We start from the raw sequence: 17,495 nt of genomic DNA, 5'->3' as shown, positions 1-17,495 counted from the left end.
CGGTGGGGGCGGAGGCCCGGAACGCGGGTACCGCGTGGGCAGGGGGACTCACTCGTCGTCGGTGATCAGCGGGTTCTTCGGGCCGGACTTCCCGCGCAGGTCCCTGCGTGCGTCGTCCACGGCGTCCTTCGCGGCGCCCTTGGCCTGGTCGGCCTTGCCCTCGGCGACCTTGCCGCGGTTGCCGGTCATCTTGCCCATGACTTCCTTGGCCTTGCCCTTGACCTTGTCCTTGCTGCCGTCAGTCATCGGGCCTCCTCGGATGGACGAACCTTGCACTGCCAACGTAGGTCACCTCGGCAGTGCCTGCAGGACGGCGTCTGCCCGGCCGGGCCGGGGCGAAACGGGGAGGCGGGCGTCCGGGCCGCACTGCTGTGGGCCGGTCCGCCCGCGGAACTCCCCGACGATTCGGGGTGGAATCTCCCGGCCCGGAAGGGAAGTAGGGTCGGCCCGGTGATCGAGACCATCGTCTTCGACGTCGGCGAGACGCTGACCAACGACAACCGGTACTGGAGCTCCTGGGCCGACTGGCTGGACGTCCCCCGGCACACGATGAGCGCCCTGGTGGGGGCGGTGGTGACCCAGGGCCGCGACAACTCCGACGCGCTGCGCCTGGTCCGTCCCGGCCTCGACGTCGAGGCCGAGTGGCGGGCCCGCGAGGCGGCGGGCCGGGGCGAGTACCTGGACGAGTCGGACCTCTACCCGGACGTACGGCTGACCCTGGGCGGGCTGCGCGAGCTGGGCGTCCGCGTGATCGTCGCAGGCAACCAGACGGCCCGCGCCGGGGAACACCTGCGGGCCCTGGACCTGCCCGCCGACCTCGTGGTGATGTCCGAGGAGTGGGGCGCCGCCAAACCGGACCCGGCGTTCTTCGCCCGCGTCCTCGGCGTCTCGGGCACCCGCTCCGAGAACACCCTGTACGTCGGCGACCACCCGGTCAACGACGTCTTCCCCGCCCACGCGGCCGGCTTGCGCACCGCCCACCTGCGGCGCGGGCCCTGGGGCCACTGGTGGGCCGACGACCCGTCCGTCCGCGCCACGGCGGACTGGTCGGTCGACTCCCTCGCGGAGGTGGCGGAACTGGTGCGGGGGGAGCGGGAGTAGGGCAGCGGTCGCCGGGCGATCGGACCGAGGTCCCCCACTGGACGGCGCTCGTGTTCTCATCGCGCCGCCCGCGCAGGTGGCACCCTCCTGAGGTCACTCGTCCAGTTCGATGACGAAATCCACAACGGTCGTGTCGGCCCGCCGCACGATCGGGTGGGCGACCTCGACGATCCGGCCGGTGTCCGCCACGTGCCTGCGGGTGTACCGGAGAACCGGAACTCCCGCGCCGATCCGGAGCGTCCCGGCCTCCTCCTCGGTCGGCATCGCCGCCGTGAAGGACTCCGTGATCCGGCTGACCGTGACGCCGAGGGACGCCATCTGGGCTCTCGTCCCGCCCGGCCAAGGCTCATTGATCGGGTCTGCCACGGGGGTGCCCGACACATCCGCCCAGCGCACGTACGAGGTGGACATCTGGGTCGGCTGATCGCCGTCGAAGAACACGAAGTGCCTTGCGAGGAGGCGCTCTCCGGGCTCGCACTCGAAGAGGTTGGCCAGCTCGGCGTCGGCCTCCACACGCTCGAAACGCTTGTCGAGCCGGTACTCCGACCACCCGATGCCCTGATCCCGGGTGTACGGCGTGGAAGGAGCCCCCGGCACTGTCCGGTACCGGTCGGCCGCCATGCGGTGCACGGGAGGGCGCGGCCTCACGATGGTCCCCGCCCTGGCCCGGGTCTCGATCAGCCCCTCGTTGCGGAGAAGCCGCAGGGCGTTGCGGATCGTCGTGTCGGACACCCGATAGGACTCGCTGAGCTCGGGGAGCGTCGGAAGCTTGTCGCCCTGCCGGAACTCGCCGGAAGAGATACGGCGTCGCAGGTCAGCGGCGATCCGCAGGTACTCGGGCTGGGCCACCGCCACACCACCGTTTCGAAGATCGCGTCAATTCTGTGCACACATACTCTCCCGATCCGCTTGACCAATGCCAACTCCGCCGACAATTTGTGTACAGAAAACGAGTATCCGTACTCAGATAACACGGAAGCCGGTGGGACAGTCATGCCCGAATCGGGCCATACGTGGCGCGTGCTCTTCAGGGGGCATCCCAGCGAGGCAGGCCACGTGCGCCAGTGGGTCTGCGGGCGACTGAACCACGGAGACGCTCAACTGGTCGCGCACGAGCTGTTCGTGGCGATCTTGGTCGGCCTCGCCGGCCGAAGCCCCGACGCCATCGAGATGACCATCTCGACCGCCGGGAGCAGGGCTCGCATCAGCGCCACCGGCTTCCTGCCGCTGCCCGTGCCGCACCCGCACGGTCCGGGCGCCCTCATCATCAGCCGGCTCAGCCACTCGTCGGGCGTCTCCCAGGACGGCCAGTACTTGTGGGCTCAGCTCCGCCCCGAGGTGACAACGTGACCAAGAACTGCACGAAGGAGAGCCCCGCGGGGCTCTCCTCCTACTCCAAGACGCTCCCTCGCACTCCGGCGAGCGCAGCCGTCGCACGTCAGCTCGTACGAACCGCTCTCGTCGAGTGGGGAATTGACGATCTGAACGATGACGCCACCCTGGTCGTCACCGAGTTGACGAGCAACTCCATCGACCACGGCCACCCGGGGCCCGTACGGGTCACCGTCTCCCGGCCAAGACCCGGCTACGTCCGTATCGGAGTCGTGGACCGGTCGAAGGCCATCCCGTCGATGCGTCCCGGCCCCTACGAGAACGAGACGCGGGGACGGGGCCTGGTGCTGGTCGACGCGCTCAGCGAGCGCTGGGGCATCGAGCTGTACCGCTGGGGCAAGCAGGTCTGGGCCGAGCTGAGCATTGAGGTGCACAGGTGAAGGACGGCAAGCCCTGGGTGGGCGACCAGGTGCACGATGAGGAGTCCGGGCGGGACGCGATCGTCACCGATGTCCGGGGCGGCAGCATCTACGTTCTTCGCGCCGCGCACGGACCCGACCTGTGGAAACGGAGGAACGGGCACCGGCTGACGGTCGTCGTGCCTCATGAGGAACAGGACAGGGCACCGCAGGAACCGGAATCGGATCCCCGTCCGGACTGAACCACCCGACCGGGATCGCCACAGCGCGTGCCGACGCGAAGGCCGCGCCCGGCTGACCCGGGCGCGGCCTTCGTACTGTCGTATGGAGCGGAACAGCAGAGCGTCAGTCGCCCAGGGGGTGCATCCAGCCGTGGGTGTCCTCGGCGATGCCGCGCTGGATGTCCAGGAGGCGGTCGCGGAGCTTCATGGTGATCTCGCCGGGGGTGCCGTCGCCCTGGACCCACTCGCCGCCGGCCGACTTCACGGTGCCGACGGGGGTGATCACGGCGGCGGTGCCGCAGGCGAAGACCTCCTTGAGGGTGCCGTTCGCGCTGTCCTCGCGCCACTGGTCGATGGAGATCCGGCCCTCCTCGGAGGTGTAGCCGAGGTCACGGGCGACGGTGAGGAGGGAGTCACGGGTGACGCCGGCGAGCAGGGAGCCGGTGAGGGCGGGGGTGACGATGTGGTTGTCGTACACGAAGTAGAGGTTCATCCCGCCGAGCTCCTCCACCCACTTGTGCTCCACGGCGTCGAGGTAGGCGACCTGGTCGCAGCCCTTGGCACTGGCCTCGGCCTGGGCGAGCAGCGACGCGGCGTAGTTGCCGCCGGTCTTGGCGTCGCCCATGCCGCCGGGCACGGCGCGGACACGGTCCTCGGAGAGCCAGATGGTGACCGGCTTCACGCCGCCGGCGAAGTAGGCGCCGGCCGGGGAGCCGATGACGAGGAAGAGGTACTCGTTGGCGGGCTTCACGCCCAGGCCGACCTCGGTGGCGATCATGAACGGGCGGAGGTAGAAGGACTCCTCGCCGCCGTGCGCCGGAACCCATGCCTTGTCGTGCTGGACCAGCACGTCACAGGCCTCGATGAAGGTCTCCACCGGCAGCTCGGGCATGCCCAGGCGGTGGGCGGAGCGCTGGAAGCGCTTGGCGTTGGCCTCGGGGCGGAAGGTGGCGACGGTGCCGTCGGGCTGCCGGTACGCCTTCAGTCCCTCGAAGATCTCCTGCGCGTAGTGCAGGACCGTCGTCGCGGGGTCGAGGGAGAGCGGGCCGTACGGGACGAGCTGAGCGTCGTGCCAGCCGCGGCCCTCGGTCCACTGGATGGTGACCATGTGGTCGGAGAAGTGGCGGCCGAATCCGGGGGCGGCGAGGATCGCCTCGCGCTCCGCGTCGGACAGCGGGGACGAGGTGGGCTTGAGCTCGATCGTGGGCGTCGTCATGAGTGCGTGTCCTTCACCGTTCTTGTGTGTGAGGGACCGTGCTCCCGCCCGCTTTCGCCCGCAGATGCGAACAGGTGCGAGGACGTCCGAGCAATGCCGCGAGCCGCGGCCCCACGTTCGATTATCGCTCGTGGAAGGCCGGGCAGGAAATGGCGTGGTTCACGGTCCCGGGATCGATGGTGGCACCCGGGGCCGCACGTGAAGAAGCCGCCGGGTGCTTTCGCGGCCCGGCGGCTTCCTGGGGAGTCGTCGGGTCAGCCCGCTACGCGTACCGCGAGCGCGTCGCCGATCTCGTCGGTGGTGCGGGTGTTCCCGTCGCGCTCCGCGAGGTCGGCGGAGACGGCCGTCTCGATGCGCGCGGCCTCGGACTCGTAGCCGAGGTGGCGCAACAGGAGGGCGACGGAGAGGATCGTGGCCGTGGGGTCGGCCTTGCCCTGGCCGGCGATGTCGGGGGCCGAGCCGTGGACCGGCTCGAACATCGACGGGAAGGCGCCGGTCGGGTTGATGTTGCCGGAGGCGGCCAGGCCGATGCCACCGGTGACGGCGGCGGCGAGGTCGGTGAGGATGTCGCCGAAGAGGTTGTCGGTGACGATGACGTCGAAGCGCTCCGGCTGCGTGACGAAGAAGATCGTCGCCGCGTCGACGTGCAGGTAGTCGGTGGTGACCTGGGGGTACTCGGCCGCGACCTTGTCGAAGGTGTTCTTCCACAGGTGTCCGGCGTAGACGAGGACGTTGTTCTTGTGGACCAGCGTCAGCTTCTTGGCGGGGCGGGCGGCGGCGCGGTCGAAGGCGTCACGGACCACGCGCTCGACACCGTAGGCGGTGTTGACGCTGACCTCGGTGGCGACCTCGGCGGGCGTACCGGTGCGCAGCGAACCGCCGTTGCCGGTGTACGGGCCCTCGGTGCCCTCGCGCACGACGACGAAGTCGATGTCGGGGCGGCCGGCCAGCGGGGTCGCGGTGTTCGGGAAGAGCTTCGACGGCCGCAGGTTGATGAAGTGGTCGAAGGCGAAGCGCAGCTTCAGCAGGAGCCCGCGCTCCAGCACGCCGGACGGGACCGAGGGGTCACCGATCGCGCCGAGCAGGATGGCGTCGTGGCCCTTGAGGGATTCGAGCTCCGCGTCGGGGAGGGTTTCGCCCGTACGGTGCCAGCGCTGGGCGCCAAGGTCGTACTCCTTGGTCTCCAGCTTCACATCCTGCGGGAGGACGGCGTTGAGGACCTTGAGGCCCTGGGCAACGACTTCCTGGCCGATTCCGTCACCGGGGATCACTGCGAGATTGATGCTGCGAGACATGACGGCACCTTAACTGTGCGTCCCACCCCATGACACCAGCCGTCCACTATACGGACACATGGTGAGCTGTACGCGTGCCGTTCACCTCACGGCCGGGATCGGGTCACTCGGCAAGTAGATGTTCTGGCCATGGACATCCCTCGCTTCGGAATCCCCGAGAAGCTCGCCGCCCGTATGAGCATGGCGGAGCAGCACGAGTACCTTCGCACCAAGCTGACGCGCCGCGGCGTGCTGCGTACGAGCGTGGCGACCGCCGCCGTCGCCGGTGCGGGCCTGGGCACCGGCCTCCTCACGGCCTCCCCCGCCGCGGCCAACTCCTCCAAGAGCTCCCCGACGGTGCTCACCTCGCGCTCCACCACGCAGGTGGACGGCGCGCTGGTGGCCCCGTTCGGCCGCCACCTCGCGTACGGCGCCGACCCGAAGACGCAGATGAGCGTCTCGTGGCAGGTCCCGTTCGCCGTGAAGCGCCCGTACATCCGCATCGGTCTCAAGCCGTGGTCGCTGAGCCGCCGCATCGACGCCGAGGTGCGCCACCTCACCACGCCGACGCTGAACAACGGCGCGATCGCCGCCGCCGAGCAGTTCTACGTGCACGCGAGCCTGGAGCGCCTGCAGCCCGGCACGACGTACTACTACGGTGTCGGCCACGACGGCTTCGACCCGGCCGACACCCGCAACCTGGGTTCGCTCGGTACGTTCACCACCGCGCCCTCGCGCGCCGAGAACTTCACCTTCACGGCCTTCGGCGACCAGGGCGTGAGCTACCACGCCCTCGGCAACGACCAGTTGCTGCTCGGTCAGAACCCGGCCTTCCACCTGCACGCCGGCGACATCTGCTACGCCGACCCGTCGGGTTCCGGCCAGGAGACCGACGTCTACGACGCGCGTACCTGGGACCAGTTCCTCGCCCAGACGGAGACCGTCGCGAAGACGGTGCCGTGGATGGTGACGACCGGCAACCACGACATGGAGGCCTGGTACTCCCCCGACGGCTACGGCGGCCAGAACGCCCGCTGGACGCTGCCGGACAACGGCCCCGACCCGGTGGGCCAGCCGGGCGTGTACTCGTTCGTCCACGGCAACGTGGCCGTCGTCGCCCTGGACGCCAACGACGTCTCGAACGAGATCCCGGCGAACCTCGGCATCAGCGGTGGCAAGCAGACGAAGTGGCTGGACCGCCGCCTCGGCGAGCTGCGCGCCCGCAAGGACGTCGACTTCGTCGTGGTCTTCTTCCACCACTGCGCCTTCTCGACCACCAACGCGCACGCCTCCGAGGGCGGGGTCCGCGAGGCGTGGGTGCCGCTGTTCGAGAAGCACCAGGTGGACCTGGTCATCAACGGCCACAACCACGTGTACGAGCGCACCGACGCCCTGAAGAACAACGCGGTCACCCGCAAGGTGCCGATCGGCGAGCGCACGGACCCGACCCGCGACGGCATCGTGTACGTCACGGCCGGCGGCGCGGGCAAGTCGCTCTACAACTTCCCGGCCCCCGACACGTACGAGGGTCACGTCCAGGACCAGGAGAGCGTGGACACGTACTACGTGGCCAAGGGCGGCGTGCACGCGGCGGAGACCGTGGAGTGGTCCCGCGTGCGCTACACCGGCTACTCGTTCCTCGCGGTGGAGGTCACGGTCGGCCGGCACCCGAAGATGAAGGTCACCGCGCTCGCCGAGTCGGGTGCGCGGATCGACCACTTCGAGGTCAGCCGCGGCTGACCCGCCGCGGATCGCCGTGGGCCCGGGGGCTCTCGCCCGTCTTCCGCCGGCCGTTCGACGGAAGACGGCGGGAGCCCCTGGACCCGTCCGGGTTCAGTGGCCGGTGGACCCGCCGTTGTCGCGGCGGTCCAGGGCACGCTGGAGGGCCGCGGCGGCGTTCTGGCGCTCCGCTTCGGTGGGGCGGGGGGTGTGACGGACGCGGCGGCGGACGGTGGTCTCTGCCATGGGGGAACGCCTCCTGGAAATCACGGATGTCACGGAATCGCGGGTGTCACGACTGAACCGATGTCGCGGCCGCACAGGTCTCACGGGTATCGGGGTACGACCGGCCGCGCGGGAAACGCGCGCGGACCGGGGCCGGAATCCGGTGGGACACGGCGGCGGACGACGTGCTGCCGCCGGGAACTCCGGAACCGGGTGGGAAAAGCCGGAAGGTGCGGGAGCGGACGCCGCAGGGGTCGCCTGCATCGGGCGTGCCCACTCCTCGCCACCAGTCGCCGGTAAAAGCGAATCGTTCGGCTCCTACAAAAGTAGGACACCCGGGGAGCCCTGTCTCCACAATTACTCGGACTTCCTACTATCTGAGACGGCCCGGCCCGTGCCGACGCCCTCCAGCTCGCCCGCGAGCGGCCGCACCGCGCGGGATCACGCCTGGTCAGCGGTGGTGCGCCGGCCGATTCGGCGGTCCGGTCCGAGCAGGATGACCGCCACCCCGGCGGGCACGTCTTCGCGGGACATGTCCGGCATGATCACCACACCGGAGGACCGGAGGACCCGGAGAGCCGCCACCCCGGCCGGAGGACCCACCGCCGGCCGGCGGCGCGCCCCTCACCCCGAAAGCTCCTCACCCCGGAAAACGGACCGGGCCGGTGGGACGGGCGCGACCGTGGGCCCGTCCCACCGGCCCGGAGACCTGGCGGGGTGCTGCTACTTCTTGACGTACTTCGCGAACTCCGGCACGACGTGGTCGATCGCGTAGGCGGTCGAGAGGATCGAGTCGGTGGCGAAGGCCTGGCTCAGACCACCCTCGTCGAAGACCATCGCGTGGCCGTCGGCGACCGCGGGGATCTTCTTGTACAGAGCGTCGGAGGTGACCTGGGCCGGCTTGAGACCGATCGGCGCGGTGACGACCAGGTCGGCGTCGAACTGGTCGAGGTTCTCCTCGGAGACGCTGACCGAGAACGCGTCACCGGCCTGCTTCTCGATGACCGGGTTGTTCTTGAAGCCGAGCCGCTCGACGAAGTCGACACGGCCGGTGCCGGAGACGTACGCGCCCCAGCCGACCGAGGTCTTCGAGGCGAGGGTGACCGTCTTGTCCTTGAACTCGGGGTGCGCCTTCGCCGCGGCGGCGAACTTGTCCTCGACGCCCTTGATCAGCTTGTCGCCCTCGGCCTTCTTGCCCAGTGCGGTGGAGACCATCTGGGTCTGCTTCTCCCAGGACAGCTTGTACTGGTCGCCGCCCTTCGGGACGCCGATGACCGGGGCGATCTTGCTGAGGGTGTCGTAGCGGGTCTGGTCACCGCTGGACTTGGTGTCGAGGATCAGGTCGGGCTTGAGGGCCGCGATCTTCTCGTACTCCGGCTCCATCGTGCCGATCTTCTCGGGGCTCTTGGTGTAGAGGCCCTTGGCCCACGGGCCGACACCGTCACCGCCGAAGGCGAGCCAGTCGCTCTCGCCGACCGGCTGGACACCGAGGGCGAGCGCGGTCTCCGCGTCGCCCCAGCCGAGCGCCACGACCCGCTGGGGCTGCTCCTTCACCGTGATGGAGCCGAACTTGGTGTCGACGGACACCGGGAAGGCGCCGGTGGAGGCGGAGGCCGACGTGTCCTTGGCGGAGTCGCCGGAATCGTCGGAGGAGCAGCCGGTCGCGCCGATCAGCACGGCGGCGAGCGGAAGCGCCAGCAGGCCGAGGGAGGCACGGGAGCGGGTGGGGGTACCGGAACGACGGGCAAGAGGATTCCGGAGACGCACGTTCTTCATGCCCATGAGGTTAGCCTAACCTTATCGACTTCCCCACCAGGGGGTCCGATAAGCGGAATGAAGGCTTTTTCAGGGCGAGTTGAGCCGAGTCCCGGTCGGCCTCGGACCGGGGGACGTTCAGACGGCGGGGACGTCCGCGCGGGCGGCCGGCACGTGGTGGCGGCCGATCGGCACGATCATCGGGGTGCCGGAGGCGGGGTCGGGGACGACGGAGCAGCGCATCCCGAAGATCTCGGTGACCAGCTCCTCGGTCACGATCTCGGTGGGACGGCCCTCGGCGACGATCCGGCCGTCCTTCATCGCGACCAGGTGGTCGGCGTACCGGCAGGCGAGGTTGAGGTCGTGCAGCACCGCGACCATCGTCACCCCGCGCTCGCGGTTGATGTCGGTGAGCAGGTCGAGGACGTCCAGCTGGTGGCTGATGTCGAGGTAGGTGGTCGGCTCGTCGAGCAGCAGTACGTCGGTGTGCTGGGCGATCGCCATGGCGATCCAGACACGCTGGCGCTGGCCGCCGGAGAGCTCGTCGACCGGGCGCTCGGCGAGCTCCAGCACGTCGGTGGCGAGGAGCGCCTCGGCGACCGCCGCGTCGTCCTCGGCGGTCCAGGAGCGCAGCCAGCCCTGGCGGGGGTAGCGGCCCCGGCCGACCAGGTCGGCGACGGTGATGCCCTCGGGGGCCACCGGGGTCTGCGGGAGGATGCCGAGGATTCCGGCGACCGCCTTGGTCGGCATCGACCGGATGTCCTTGCCGTCCAGCAGGACCGTTCCCGCCGACGGGGCGAGGAGCCGGGCCAGGGACCGCAGCAGGGTGGACTTCCCGCAGGCGTTGGGGCCCACGATCATCGTCACGCCGCCCGGCGGGATGTCGATGTCGAGGTCCTTGACGATGTCCCGGCTGCCGTATCCGAGGCGCAGTCCGCGCGCTCCCAGGCTGTGTTCCGCGCTCACGCGGCGCTCCTTTCGCGGTGGCCCAGATGGTCCCGGTGGTCCCGGTGGTGCTGCTGACGCGGACGGCGGTGACGACGGTGGCGTTCGGACGCCGGGCGGGTCATCCGCCCTGGCCAGAACGGTTGGCGCGGACCAGCAGCCACATCAGGTACGGGGCTCCGATCATGCTGGTGACGACCCCGACGGGCAGCTGACCGGCCGCACCGGTGGGCAGGTCCACGAGGTCGAGCACGTGCTGCGCGGCGAAGTCGGCCACGAGCATGAGCAGGGCGCCGGTCAGCCCGGAGGCGACCAGCGAGGCGCCCCGCCCGGGGGCGAGCCGTCGGGCGACGGGCGCGGCGACGAAGGCGACGAACCCGACCGGCCCGGCGGCGGCGGTCGCCACCCCGGCGAGGGCGACGGCGCAGCCGAGCAGCTGGAGCCGTCCCCGCTGGGTCCGGCCGCCCAGCCCGGCGGCGGTGTCGTCGCCGAGCTGGAGCACGGGCAGCTGCCGGGCCGCCAGGTACGTCAGCGGCAGCAGCACCACGAGTGCCCAGGCCAGGGGTCGCAGCAGGTCCCAGGAGCGGCCGTTGAGGCTGCCGGTGAGCCAGAGCAGCGCCGACTGCGCCTCGGTGACCTCGGAGCGGGTCATCAGGTACGAGACCACGCTGGAGAGCCCGGCGCCGATCCCGACGCCGACGAGGACGAGACGGGAGCCGGTCACCCCGCGCCGCCAGGCGAGCGCGTAGATGAGGACGCCGGCGAGCAGTGCTCCGGCCAGCGCGCACACGGAGAGCAGGGCCCCGCTGGCCGCGAACAGCGAGGAGGCGAGCACCGCGGCGACCGAGGCTCCCGAGCTGATGCCGATGACGTCGGGACTGGCCAGCGGGTTGCGGAGCAGGCTCTGGAAGATCGCGCCGGAGATCCCGAAGGCCACTCCCACCAGGATGGCCATCAGGGCGCGGGGCATGCGCAGCTCGCCGACGATGAACCAGGTGGCGGCGTCGGCGCGACCGGTGAGGGCGGCGAACACGTCGGAGAGCGGTACGGCCATGTCCCCGTACGCCAGCGAACCGCACAGGGCGGCGAGGGTGGCGACGGCGAGGACCGCGCAGACCAGGGTGTAGCGGGCGCGGCCGTTGCGGCGCACCCGGGCCACCTCGCGTACCGCCTCGGTGGGGACGGACACGGAAGAGGTGGCGGCGGGGCCGGAGGTGGCGGCGGGGGCGGTCACAGTTCCACCAGCTTCCGTCGGCGGACCAGGATCACGAAGGGGATGCAGCCGATGACGGCGGTGACGATGCCGACCTGTACCTCGGCGGGGTGGGCGACGAGGCGGCCGACGATGTCGGCGACGAGCAGCAGGATCGGGGCGAGGACCGCGCTGTAGGCGAGGACCCAGCGGTTGTCCGGGCCGGTGATCAGCCGGGCGGCATGCGGGACGACCAGTCCGACGAACCCGATGGGTCCGGCGATCACGGTGGCCGAGCCGCAGAGCAGGACCACGGCGAGGGCGGAGGCGGCGCGGGCCACGCCCACCCGCTGGCCGAGGCCCCGGGCCACGTCGTCGCCGAGGGCGAGGGCGTTGAGCTGGGGACCGAGGGCGAGGGCGAGGAGGGTGCCGCCCACGATGAACGGCAGTACCTGCCAGAGCGCGTCGGTCTCCCGCCCCGAGAGCGAGCCGACCTGCCAGAAGCGGAACTGGTCGAAGGTCTTGCTGTCGGTGAGCAGCATCGCGGTGGTGATCGAGCCGAGGAACGCGGTGGTGGCGGCTCCGGCGAGCGCCAGTTTGACCGGGGTGGCGCCCTCTCGGCCGACCGAGCTGACCCCGTAGACGAAGAGGGCGGCGAGCAGTGCGCCGCCGAAGCCGAACCAGATGTACTGCCCGGGGGCGGTGAGGCCGAGGACGCCCATCGCGAGGACCACGGAGACGGACGCTCCGGCGTTGACTCCGAGCAGCCCGGGGTCGGCCAGGGGGTTGCGGGTGACGCCCTGCATGAGCGCCCCGGCGAGGCCGAGGGCGGCTCCGGCGAGAACTCCGGCGACGGTGCGCGGGATGCGGACCGTCTGGACGATGACGTCGTCGCGCCGGGCGTCGTCGGGGCTGACCAGGCCGTGCCACACGTCGGCGAGGGGTACGTGTCCCGAGCCGACGGCGAGGCTGACCGCAGCGACGAGTACGAGGACCACCAGCGCGGCCACGAGGCCGGCGGCGAGTGCGGGGCGGGACCCCTTGCGACGGACGCCACCGGCCGGCGGTGCGGTGCGCGCCGTGGGCAGGGTGGCGGAGGCCGGGGTCACCGGGCACCTGGCGCGGTGGCCGGTATCGCGTCCGGCATCGTTCGCTCCTCAACGGCTCCGCGCAAAAGCCGGGAACCGGTTCCACGCAGGGGGGATGCCCGCCAGGAGATAACCCGAGGGCCTACAGTAAGGTGACCCTAACATCGTAAGGGTGTACGGAAAAAACTGGTCCGGGTCGGAATGACCCCGGGACCGACCGTCCAGATCCAGCCACCTGCGCGTGCCGGCGAGGGTCGGTGCCGCGTCGGCCGGGTTCCCCCGGGCGGCACCGCCTTCGCCCGTGCGCACCGCCAGGTCACCTGCCAGGAAGCCGTCTTGCACCTCAAGCCCGCAGCGCCCGCAGCCGTACCGTCCGCCGTCGCCCCGCTCGCCCGCGAGGGCTGGGCCGAGCTGACCGACCCCGGGGAACTGACCGAACTCCTCGGCGCCCCGCACCCGATCGTCATCGAGAAGGTGCACGACAGGCTGACGGAGGAGGACCTCCGGCTCATCGGGCAGTCCCCGCTCTGCACGGTCGCCACCTCGGACGCGGAGGGCAACTGCGACGCCTCGCCCAAGGGCGGGGAGCCGGGCTTCACGCTCGTGCTGGACGAGCGCACCCTGGCGCTGCCGGACCTGCCGGGCAACCGCCGCTCGGACGGCTTCCGCAACATCCTGCAGAACCCGCACGTGGGCCTGCTCTACTTCATACCCGGCGTCATGGACGTGCTGCGGGTCAACGGCCGCGCCCGGGTCCTGCGGGACGCGCCGTTCTTCGACGACCTGGCGGACACGAAGGGCGCCCGGCCGCAGTTGGCGCTGCTGGTCGAGATCGACGAGATCTTCCGCCACTGCCCGGCGTCCCTGCGTCGCTCGGGCGTCTGGAAGCCGGACACCTGGGGCACGCCCGCGGTTCCCCGGCAGCGCGGCTGAGGCGACTCGGTCCGGGGCGGTCTCCGTGCACGCCGGGCCCCCGGCGACCGCCGCCCGGTCAGGACGGGGCGGAGCCGTCCTCGGCCACCGCTCGCCGGCGCTCGTAGTGACGGGCGGCGCGGGCGCGGTTTCCGCACGACGGCTTGCACCACCCCTGCCGCCCGTGGCTCTTGACGAAGTAGCGCACGCAACGGGGCGCGGTGCAGGAGTGCAGTTCCGGGCGCTGCGGGCCGCCGAGGAAGTCGATGGCGGCGCGGGCCAGGGCCGCGACGAGCCGTACGCCCGGATCGCCCTCGGCCGACAGCAGCCGGACGGCGGGGGCCTCTTCGGCGGGCCAGTCCAGCTGCGGGACGACGGGTTCCAGGGCCGCCGCCGCGTTCAGCCGGGCCGTCGCCCGGTCGACCGGCATCAGGCGGTGGGCGTCCGCCGGGCTGGGGGGCGCGGGACTGACCGCCCTGGCGAACAGGGCCCGGACCGCTTCACGGACCTCGACGATCCGCAGCCTGAGGTCCTCGTCCGCCGCGAACTCCGCCGGTACGCGCCCGTCCAGCAGATCGCCGCACTCCAGGATCCAGCGGGTCGTCCCCGGGACGGTGGCGAGGTCGTCGGCGATGCCGCCTTCTCCGTCGTGACGGATCGTGCTCGCCAGTTCCAGTGCCAGCCAACGCTGCACGAGACGTCTCCTTCCAGTTCCGGCTCTGCGCCCGGTCGTCGGTCGGCCTCCATCTTCACACCCCACCACCTCTAACGGGAAACGAGAAACTACCGTTAGAGTCTGCGGCGGGTGGTGACACCTGGGCGACACGTGTCGTGCCGCTGCACGGGTCGGCGGCTCCAGCCGCCGTTTCTGAGGGAGACGACGTAATGACTCTGCTGCTCGCACAGATCAGTGACCTGCACCTCGACGGCAGCGAGCGGGCGACCCGGCGCGCCACCCGCGTCATGGACTACCTGCGGGCCCTGCCCCGGCCGGTCGACGCCCTTCTGGTCACCGGAGACATCGCCGACCACGGCGACGAGGCCGAATACGAGGAGGCGGCCCGGATACTCGCCGCCCCCTTCCCGGTACTCATGTGCCCCGGCAACCACGACGAGCGCTCCGCCTACCGCAAGGCCCTGCTCGAAGAGGCGCCCGGCCACGGTCCCGTCAACCGGGCCCACCACATCGGCGGCACCACGATCCTGATGTGCGACTCCACCATCCCGGGTCATGACGAGGGCCGTCTCGACGCGGAGACGCTCACCTGGATCGACACCACTCTCGCCGCGCTGCCCGAGGACGCCCAGGCGCTGATCGCCTTCCATCAGCCGCCGGTACGGCTCCACCACCCGCTGCCCGACTCCTTCACGCTCGAAGAGCCCGAAGAGCTCGCCGCCCTGCTCGACGCGTACCCGCAGATCACCGCGGTCCTCACCGGACACGCCCACACCGCGGCCTCCTCCACCTTCGCGGGGCGCCCGCTGATCGTCGGACCGGCCGTCACCTGGACCCTGCGCATGCCCTGGGAGGGCGACGAGCCCGCGGACCGCGAGCAGCCCCCCGGCCTCGCCTTCCACATCCTGGACGACGACCGGCGCCTGACCACCCACTACCGCGTCGTGCTCTGATCCCGACGCGGCAAGGCCCGGAGGCACCGTGATCCACCCTTACGCCGTCGCCGGGTTCCTGGTGGCGGTCCTTCCCCTGATCGCCACCCCGGGAGCCAGCCTGGCCCTGCTCGTCCGGCACGTGACCGACAACGGCCGGCGCCAGGCGCTCCCCGTCATCCTCGGCACGGTCACCGGCCTGTACGTCCACGCCGCTTTCGCCGTGGCAGGTCTGTCGGCCCTGGTCATGCATTCGAGCCAGGCGTTCACCGCCGTCAGGCTCACCGGCGCCGTCTACCTCGTCGGCCTGGGTGTCTGGACGTGGCGTTCCGCCTCGCCGGAACGCCACGTCCCCACAGCCTCCCGCCGGGACCCGAGGGGACGGCCGGACTCCGTCTACGCGCAGGCGATGCTCGCCAACGTCCTCAACCCGAAGGCGGCTTCCGTCTATCTGACCCTCGTCCCCCAGTTCATCGCGCCCCACGAGTCCTTCGGTGGCCAGATCCTCACGCTGGCCACCGCCCACGCGCTGCTGATCGCGCTCTGGCTCCTCGCCTGGACCTTGCTCGTCCGGCGCGCGTCGCGGGCCCTGCACAAACCCCGCTTCAAGCACGTGGCCGTCAGGACCACCGCGGTCGTTCTCCTCGCTCTCGGCGTCCGGAGCGCGGTCGCGTAGGCCGACGGGGGCGGACCACTCCGCGTCCCGGGACCGTGATCCGGGGCGGAACGCAGACCGCCCCCGTCCGGCAGGGGGGGTGCCGGACAGGGGCGGGGTTCTGGGCGGGGCGCCGGCCGGACTTGAGGGCGGCCGGCGTCCCGGAGGGCGTCAGCCCTGGTGGGGGTAGGTGTACTCGGTCGGCGGGACCAGCGTCTCCTTGATGGCGCGGGTCAGCGTCCAGCGCTGCAGGTTCTGCGGGGCGCCGGCCTTGTCGTTCGTACCCGACGCGCGGCCGCCACCGAAGGGCTGCTGGCCGACGACGGCACCGGTCGACTTGTCGTTGATGTAGAAGTTGCCCGCCGCGTAGCGGAGCTTCTCCATCGTGTGGGCCGCGGCGGCGCGGTCGCCCGCGATGACGGAACCGGTCAGGGCGTAGTCGGAGACCGATTCCATCTGGTCCAGCATGGCGTCGTAGGTGTCGTCCTCGTACACGTGGACGGCGAGGATCGGGCCGAAGTACTCGGTCGTGAAGACCTCGTTCTCCGGGTCGGTGCACTCGATCACGGTCGGGCGGACGAAGTAGCCCACCGAGTCGTCGTAGGTGCCGCCCGCGACGATCGTGCAGGTCGGGTCGGCGGCGGCGCGGTCGATGGCGGCCTTGTTCTTGGCGAAGGACCGCTCGTCGATGACGGCGCCGATGAAGTTCGACAGGTCGGTGACGTCGCCCATGGTGATGGCGTCGACCTCGGCCGCGAACTTCTCCTTGAAGCCGGAGTTCCAGATGGAGGCCGGGACGTACGCACGCGAGGACGCGGAGCACTTCTGGCCCTGGTACTCGAAGGAGCCGCGGGTCAGCGCGGTCTTCAGCACGGCCTGGTCGGCCGACGGGTGGGCGACGACGAAGTCCTTGCCACCGGTCTCGCCGACGAGCCGCGGGTAGGTGCGGTAGTGGGCGATGTTGTTGCCGACCGTCTTCCACAGGTGCTGGAAGGTGGGGGTCGAGCCGGTGAAGTGGATGCCGGCCAGGTCGCGGTGGTTCAGCGCGACCTCGGAGACGGCGATGCCGTCGCCGGTCACCAGGTTGATGACGCCCTTGGGCAGACCGGCCTCTTCGAGGAGCTGCATCAGCAGCACGGCGGAGTGGGTCTGCGTCGGGGACGGCTTCCACACGACGACGTTGCCCATGAGCGCCGGGGCGGTCGGCAGGTTGCCCGCGATGGCGGTGAAGTTGAAGGGCGTGATCGCGTAGACGAAGCCCTCCAGCGGGCGGTGGTCCATGCGGTTCCACACGCCGGTGGAGTTGGCCGGCGGCTGCTCGGCGAGGATCTGGCGCGCGTAGTGCACGTTGAAGCGCCAGAAGTCGACGAGCTCACAGGGGGTGTCGATCTCGGCCTGCTGGGCGGTCTTGCCCTGGCCGAGCATCGTGGAGGCGGCCATCGTCTCGCGCCAGGGGCCGGAGAGCAGCTCGGCGGCGCGCAGGATGATCGCGGCGCGGTCGTCGAAGGACATCGCGCGCCAGGCCGGGGCGGCGGCGAGCGCGGCGTCGATCGCGTCCTGGGCGTCCTGCTCGGTGGCACCGGCGAAGGTACCGATGACGGCGCGGTGGTTGTGCGGCTGCACGACGTCGACGCGGGCGCCGCCGCCCATCCGCTTCTCGCCACCGATGGTCATCGGGAGGTCGATCGGGTTCTCGCCGAGCTCCTTGAGCTTCGCCTCCAGACGGGCGCGCTCGGGGGTACCCGGGGCGTAGGAGTGGACCGGCTCGTTGACCGGCGCGGGGACCTGGGTGACAGCATCCATGAGTGCCTTGTCTCCTTGGTTCGTCGGGGT

General features: G+C 71.0%; 19 protein-coding genes. 8 read left to right on the top strand and 11 right to left on the bottom strand.

From position 1 onward, the window contains the following. Positions 1–48: 48 nt before the first annotated feature. Positions 49–246 carry a CsbD family protein gene (locus OHA55_RS23725; RefSeq protein WP_266709486.1) on the bottom strand — a complete coding sequence of 66 codons (198 nt, stop codon included), beginning with the start codon at positions 244–246 and terminating at the stop codon, positions 49–51. A gap of 204 nt (positions 247–450) precedes the next feature. Between OHA55_RS23725 and OHA55_RS23720 the strand changes: the two genes are divergently transcribed. Further along, on the top strand, positions 451–1,101 hold the full coding sequence (locus tag OHA55_RS23720) for an HAD family hydrolase (RefSeq protein WP_266709484.1): 651 nt from the start codon (positions 451–453) through the stop codon (positions 1,099–1,101). Positions 1,102–1,194: 93 nt separating this feature from the next. Here OHA55_RS23720 and OHA55_RS23715 read toward each other — a convergent pair whose 3' ends face one another. After that, complete coding sequence (locus tag OHA55_RS23715; protein ID WP_266709482.1) at positions 1,195–1,950, bottom strand: GntR family transcriptional regulator; 756 nt, start codon at positions 1,948–1,950, stop codon at positions 1,195–1,197. 171 nt (positions 1,951–2,121) lie between these two features. Here OHA55_RS23715 and OHA55_RS23710 point away from each other — a divergent pair, with 171 nt between their 5' ends. The 3 genes from OHA55_RS23710 to OHA55_RS23700 are packed head-to-tail and all read left to right on the top strand — an operon-like array spanning position 2,122 to position 3,094. Beyond that, positions 2,122–2,451: a hypothetical protein gene (locus OHA55_RS23710; protein WP_266709480.1), complete on the top strand. Its 330-nt coding sequence runs from the start codon at positions 2,122–2,124 to the stop codon at positions 2,449–2,451. Beyond that, complete coding sequence (locus tag OHA55_RS23705) at positions 2,448–2,873, top strand: ATP-binding protein (RefSeq protein ID WP_266709478.1); 426 nt, start codon at positions 2,448–2,450, stop codon at positions 2,871–2,873. The genes OHA55_RS23710 and OHA55_RS23705 overlap by 4 nt, the downstream gene beginning before the upstream one ends. Continuing rightward, a complete protein-coding gene (locus OHA55_RS23700; RefSeq protein ID WP_266709476.1) occupies positions 2,870–3,094 on the top strand; it encodes a hypothetical protein in 225 nt (74 codons plus the stop codon). Before OHA55_RS23705 ends, OHA55_RS23700 begins: the two co-directional genes overlap by 4 nt. Positions 3,095–3,197: 103 nt before the next feature. Here OHA55_RS23700 and OHA55_RS23695 read toward each other — a convergent pair whose 3' ends face one another. Together OHA55_RS23695 and OHA55_RS23690 are read right to left on the bottom strand one after the other, a co-directional pair. Then, positions 3,198–4,289 carry a branched-chain amino acid aminotransferase gene (locus OHA55_RS23695; protein WP_266709474.1) on the bottom strand — a complete coding sequence of 364 codons (1,092 nt, stop codon included), beginning with the start codon at positions 4,287–4,289 and terminating at the stop codon, positions 3,198–3,200. 254 nt (positions 4,290–4,543) lie between these two features. Next, positions 4,544–5,584 (bottom strand): 3-isopropylmalate dehydrogenase, encoded by a 1,041-nt coding sequence (locus OHA55_RS23690; protein WP_266709472.1) that lies wholly within the window; start codon positions 5,582–5,584, stop codon positions 4,544–4,546. A gap of 129 nt (positions 5,585–5,713) precedes the next feature. Between OHA55_RS23690 and OHA55_RS23685 the strand changes: the two genes are divergently transcribed. Next, the gene (locus OHA55_RS23685) at positions 5,714–7,303 is read left to right on the top strand and encodes a metallophosphoesterase family protein (protein WP_266709471.1); all 1,590 of its coding nucleotides are present in this window, start codon (positions 5,714–5,716) and stop codon (positions 7,301–7,303) included. A 93-nt stretch (positions 7,304–7,396) separates the two neighbouring features. Here the strand turns inward: OHA55_RS23685 and OHA55_RS23680 are convergent, their stop codons facing one another. The 5 genes from OHA55_RS23680 to OHA55_RS23660 all read right to left on the bottom strand — a co-directional run bounded on the left by OHA55_RS23680 (position 7,397) and on the right by OHA55_RS23660 (position 12,487). Continuing rightward, positions 7,397–7,528, bottom strand: coding sequence for a hypothetical protein (locus tag OHA55_RS23680; protein ID WP_266709469.1), 132 nt, complete (start codon positions 7,526–7,528; stop codon positions 7,397–7,399). Positions 7,529–8,230: 702 nt separating this feature from the next. Continuing rightward, positions 8,231–9,289 carry an iron-siderophore ABC transporter substrate-binding protein gene (locus OHA55_RS23675; protein ID WP_266709467.1) on the bottom strand — a complete coding sequence of 353 codons (1,059 nt, stop codon included), beginning with the start codon at positions 9,287–9,289 and terminating at the stop codon, positions 8,231–8,233. Positions 9,290–9,400: 111 nt separating this feature from the next. Then, entirely contained in the window at positions 9,401–10,228 is an 828-nt protein-coding gene (locus OHA55_RS23670; protein WP_266709465.1) for an ABC transporter ATP-binding protein, read from the bottom strand. A 100-nt stretch (positions 10,229–10,328) separates the two neighbouring features. After that, positions 10,329–11,441 (bottom strand): iron chelate uptake ABC transporter family permease subunit, encoded by a 1,113-nt coding sequence (locus OHA55_RS23665; RefSeq protein WP_266709463.1) that lies wholly within the window; start codon positions 11,439–11,441, stop codon positions 10,329–10,331. Continuing rightward, positions 11,438–12,487 (bottom strand): iron ABC transporter permease, encoded by a 1,050-nt coding sequence (locus OHA55_RS23660; RefSeq protein WP_266711095.1) that lies wholly within the window; start codon positions 12,485–12,487, stop codon positions 11,438–11,440. Before OHA55_RS23660 ends, OHA55_RS23665 begins: the two co-directional genes overlap by 4 nt. Positions 12,488–12,898: 411 nt before the next feature. Here OHA55_RS23660 and OHA55_RS23655 point away from each other — a divergent pair, with 411 nt between their 5' ends. Then, the gene (locus tag OHA55_RS23655; RefSeq protein WP_266711093.1) at positions 12,899–13,420 is read left to right on the top strand and encodes an MSMEG_1061 family FMN-dependent PPOX-type flavoprotein; all 522 of its coding nucleotides are present in this window, start codon (positions 12,899–12,901) and stop codon (positions 13,418–13,420) included. 58 nt (positions 13,421–13,478) lie between these two features. Here the strand turns inward: OHA55_RS23655 and OHA55_RS23650 are convergent, their stop codons facing one another. Then, entirely contained in the window at positions 13,479–14,093 is a 615-nt protein-coding gene (locus OHA55_RS23650) for a CGNR zinc finger domain-containing protein (protein WP_266709461.1), read from the bottom strand. Positions 14,094–14,284: 191 nt separating this feature from the next. Between OHA55_RS23650 and OHA55_RS23645 the strand changes: the two genes are divergently transcribed. Continuing rightward, a complete protein-coding gene (locus tag OHA55_RS23645; protein ID WP_266709459.1) occupies positions 14,285–15,028 on the top strand; it encodes a phosphodiesterase in 744 nt (247 codons plus the stop codon). Between the two features lie 28 nt (positions 15,029–15,056). Next, complete coding sequence (locus OHA55_RS23640) at positions 15,057–15,683, top strand: LysE family translocator (protein WP_266709457.1); 627 nt, start codon at positions 15,057–15,059, stop codon at positions 15,681–15,683. Between the two features lie 150 nt (positions 15,684–15,833). Here the strand turns inward: OHA55_RS23640 and pruA are convergent, their stop codons facing one another. Then, positions 15,834–17,465, bottom strand: a complete 1,632-nt coding sequence (pruA, locus tag OHA55_RS23635) for an L-glutamate gamma-semialdehyde dehydrogenase (protein WP_266709455.1) — start codon at positions 17,463–17,465, stop codon at positions 15,834–15,836. Positions 17,466–17,495: the final 30 nt, after the last annotated feature.

This window comes from Streptomyces sp. NBC_00102 (assembly GCF_026343115.1).
Classification (GTDB): Bacteria; Actinomycetota; Actinomycetes; order Streptomycetales; family Streptomycetaceae; genus Streptomyces.
This window is presented reverse-complemented; position numbering and strand designations above follow the sequence as displayed.

Excerpts from the sequence above, each read along its gene's own strand:
- OHA55_RS23725 (WP_266709486.1), bottom strand. The coding sequence starts at position 246 with ATGACTGACGGCAGCAAGGACAAGGTCAAGGGCAAGGCCAAGGAAGTC.
- OHA55_RS23695 (WP_266709474.1), bottom strand. The coding sequence starts at position 4,289 with ATGACGACGCCCACGATCGAGCTCAAGCCCACCTCGTCCCCGCTGTCC.
- OHA55_RS23690 (WP_266709472.1), bottom strand. The coding sequence starts at position 5,584 with ATGTCTCGCAGCATCAATCTCGCAGTGATCCCCGGTGACGGAATCGGC.
- OHA55_RS23685 (WP_266709471.1), top strand. The coding sequence starts at position 5,714 with ATGGACATCCCTCGCTTCGGAATCCCCGAGAAGCTCGCCGCCCGTATG.
- OHA55_RS23680 (WP_266709469.1), bottom strand. The coding sequence starts at position 7,528 with ATGGCAGAGACCACCGTCCGCCGCCGCGTCCGTCACACCCCCCGCCCC.
- OHA55_RS23675 (WP_266709467.1), bottom strand. The coding sequence starts at position 9,289 with ATGGGCATGAAGAACGTGCGTCTCCGGAATCCTCTTGCCCGTCGTTCC.
- OHA55_RS23645 (WP_266709459.1), top strand. The coding sequence starts at position 14,285 with ATGACTCTGCTGCTCGCACAGATCAGTGACCTGCACCTCGACGGCAGC.
- pruA (WP_266709455.1), bottom strand. The coding sequence starts at position 17,465 with ATGGATGCTGTCACCCAGGTCCCCGCGCCGGTCAACGAGCCGGTCCAC.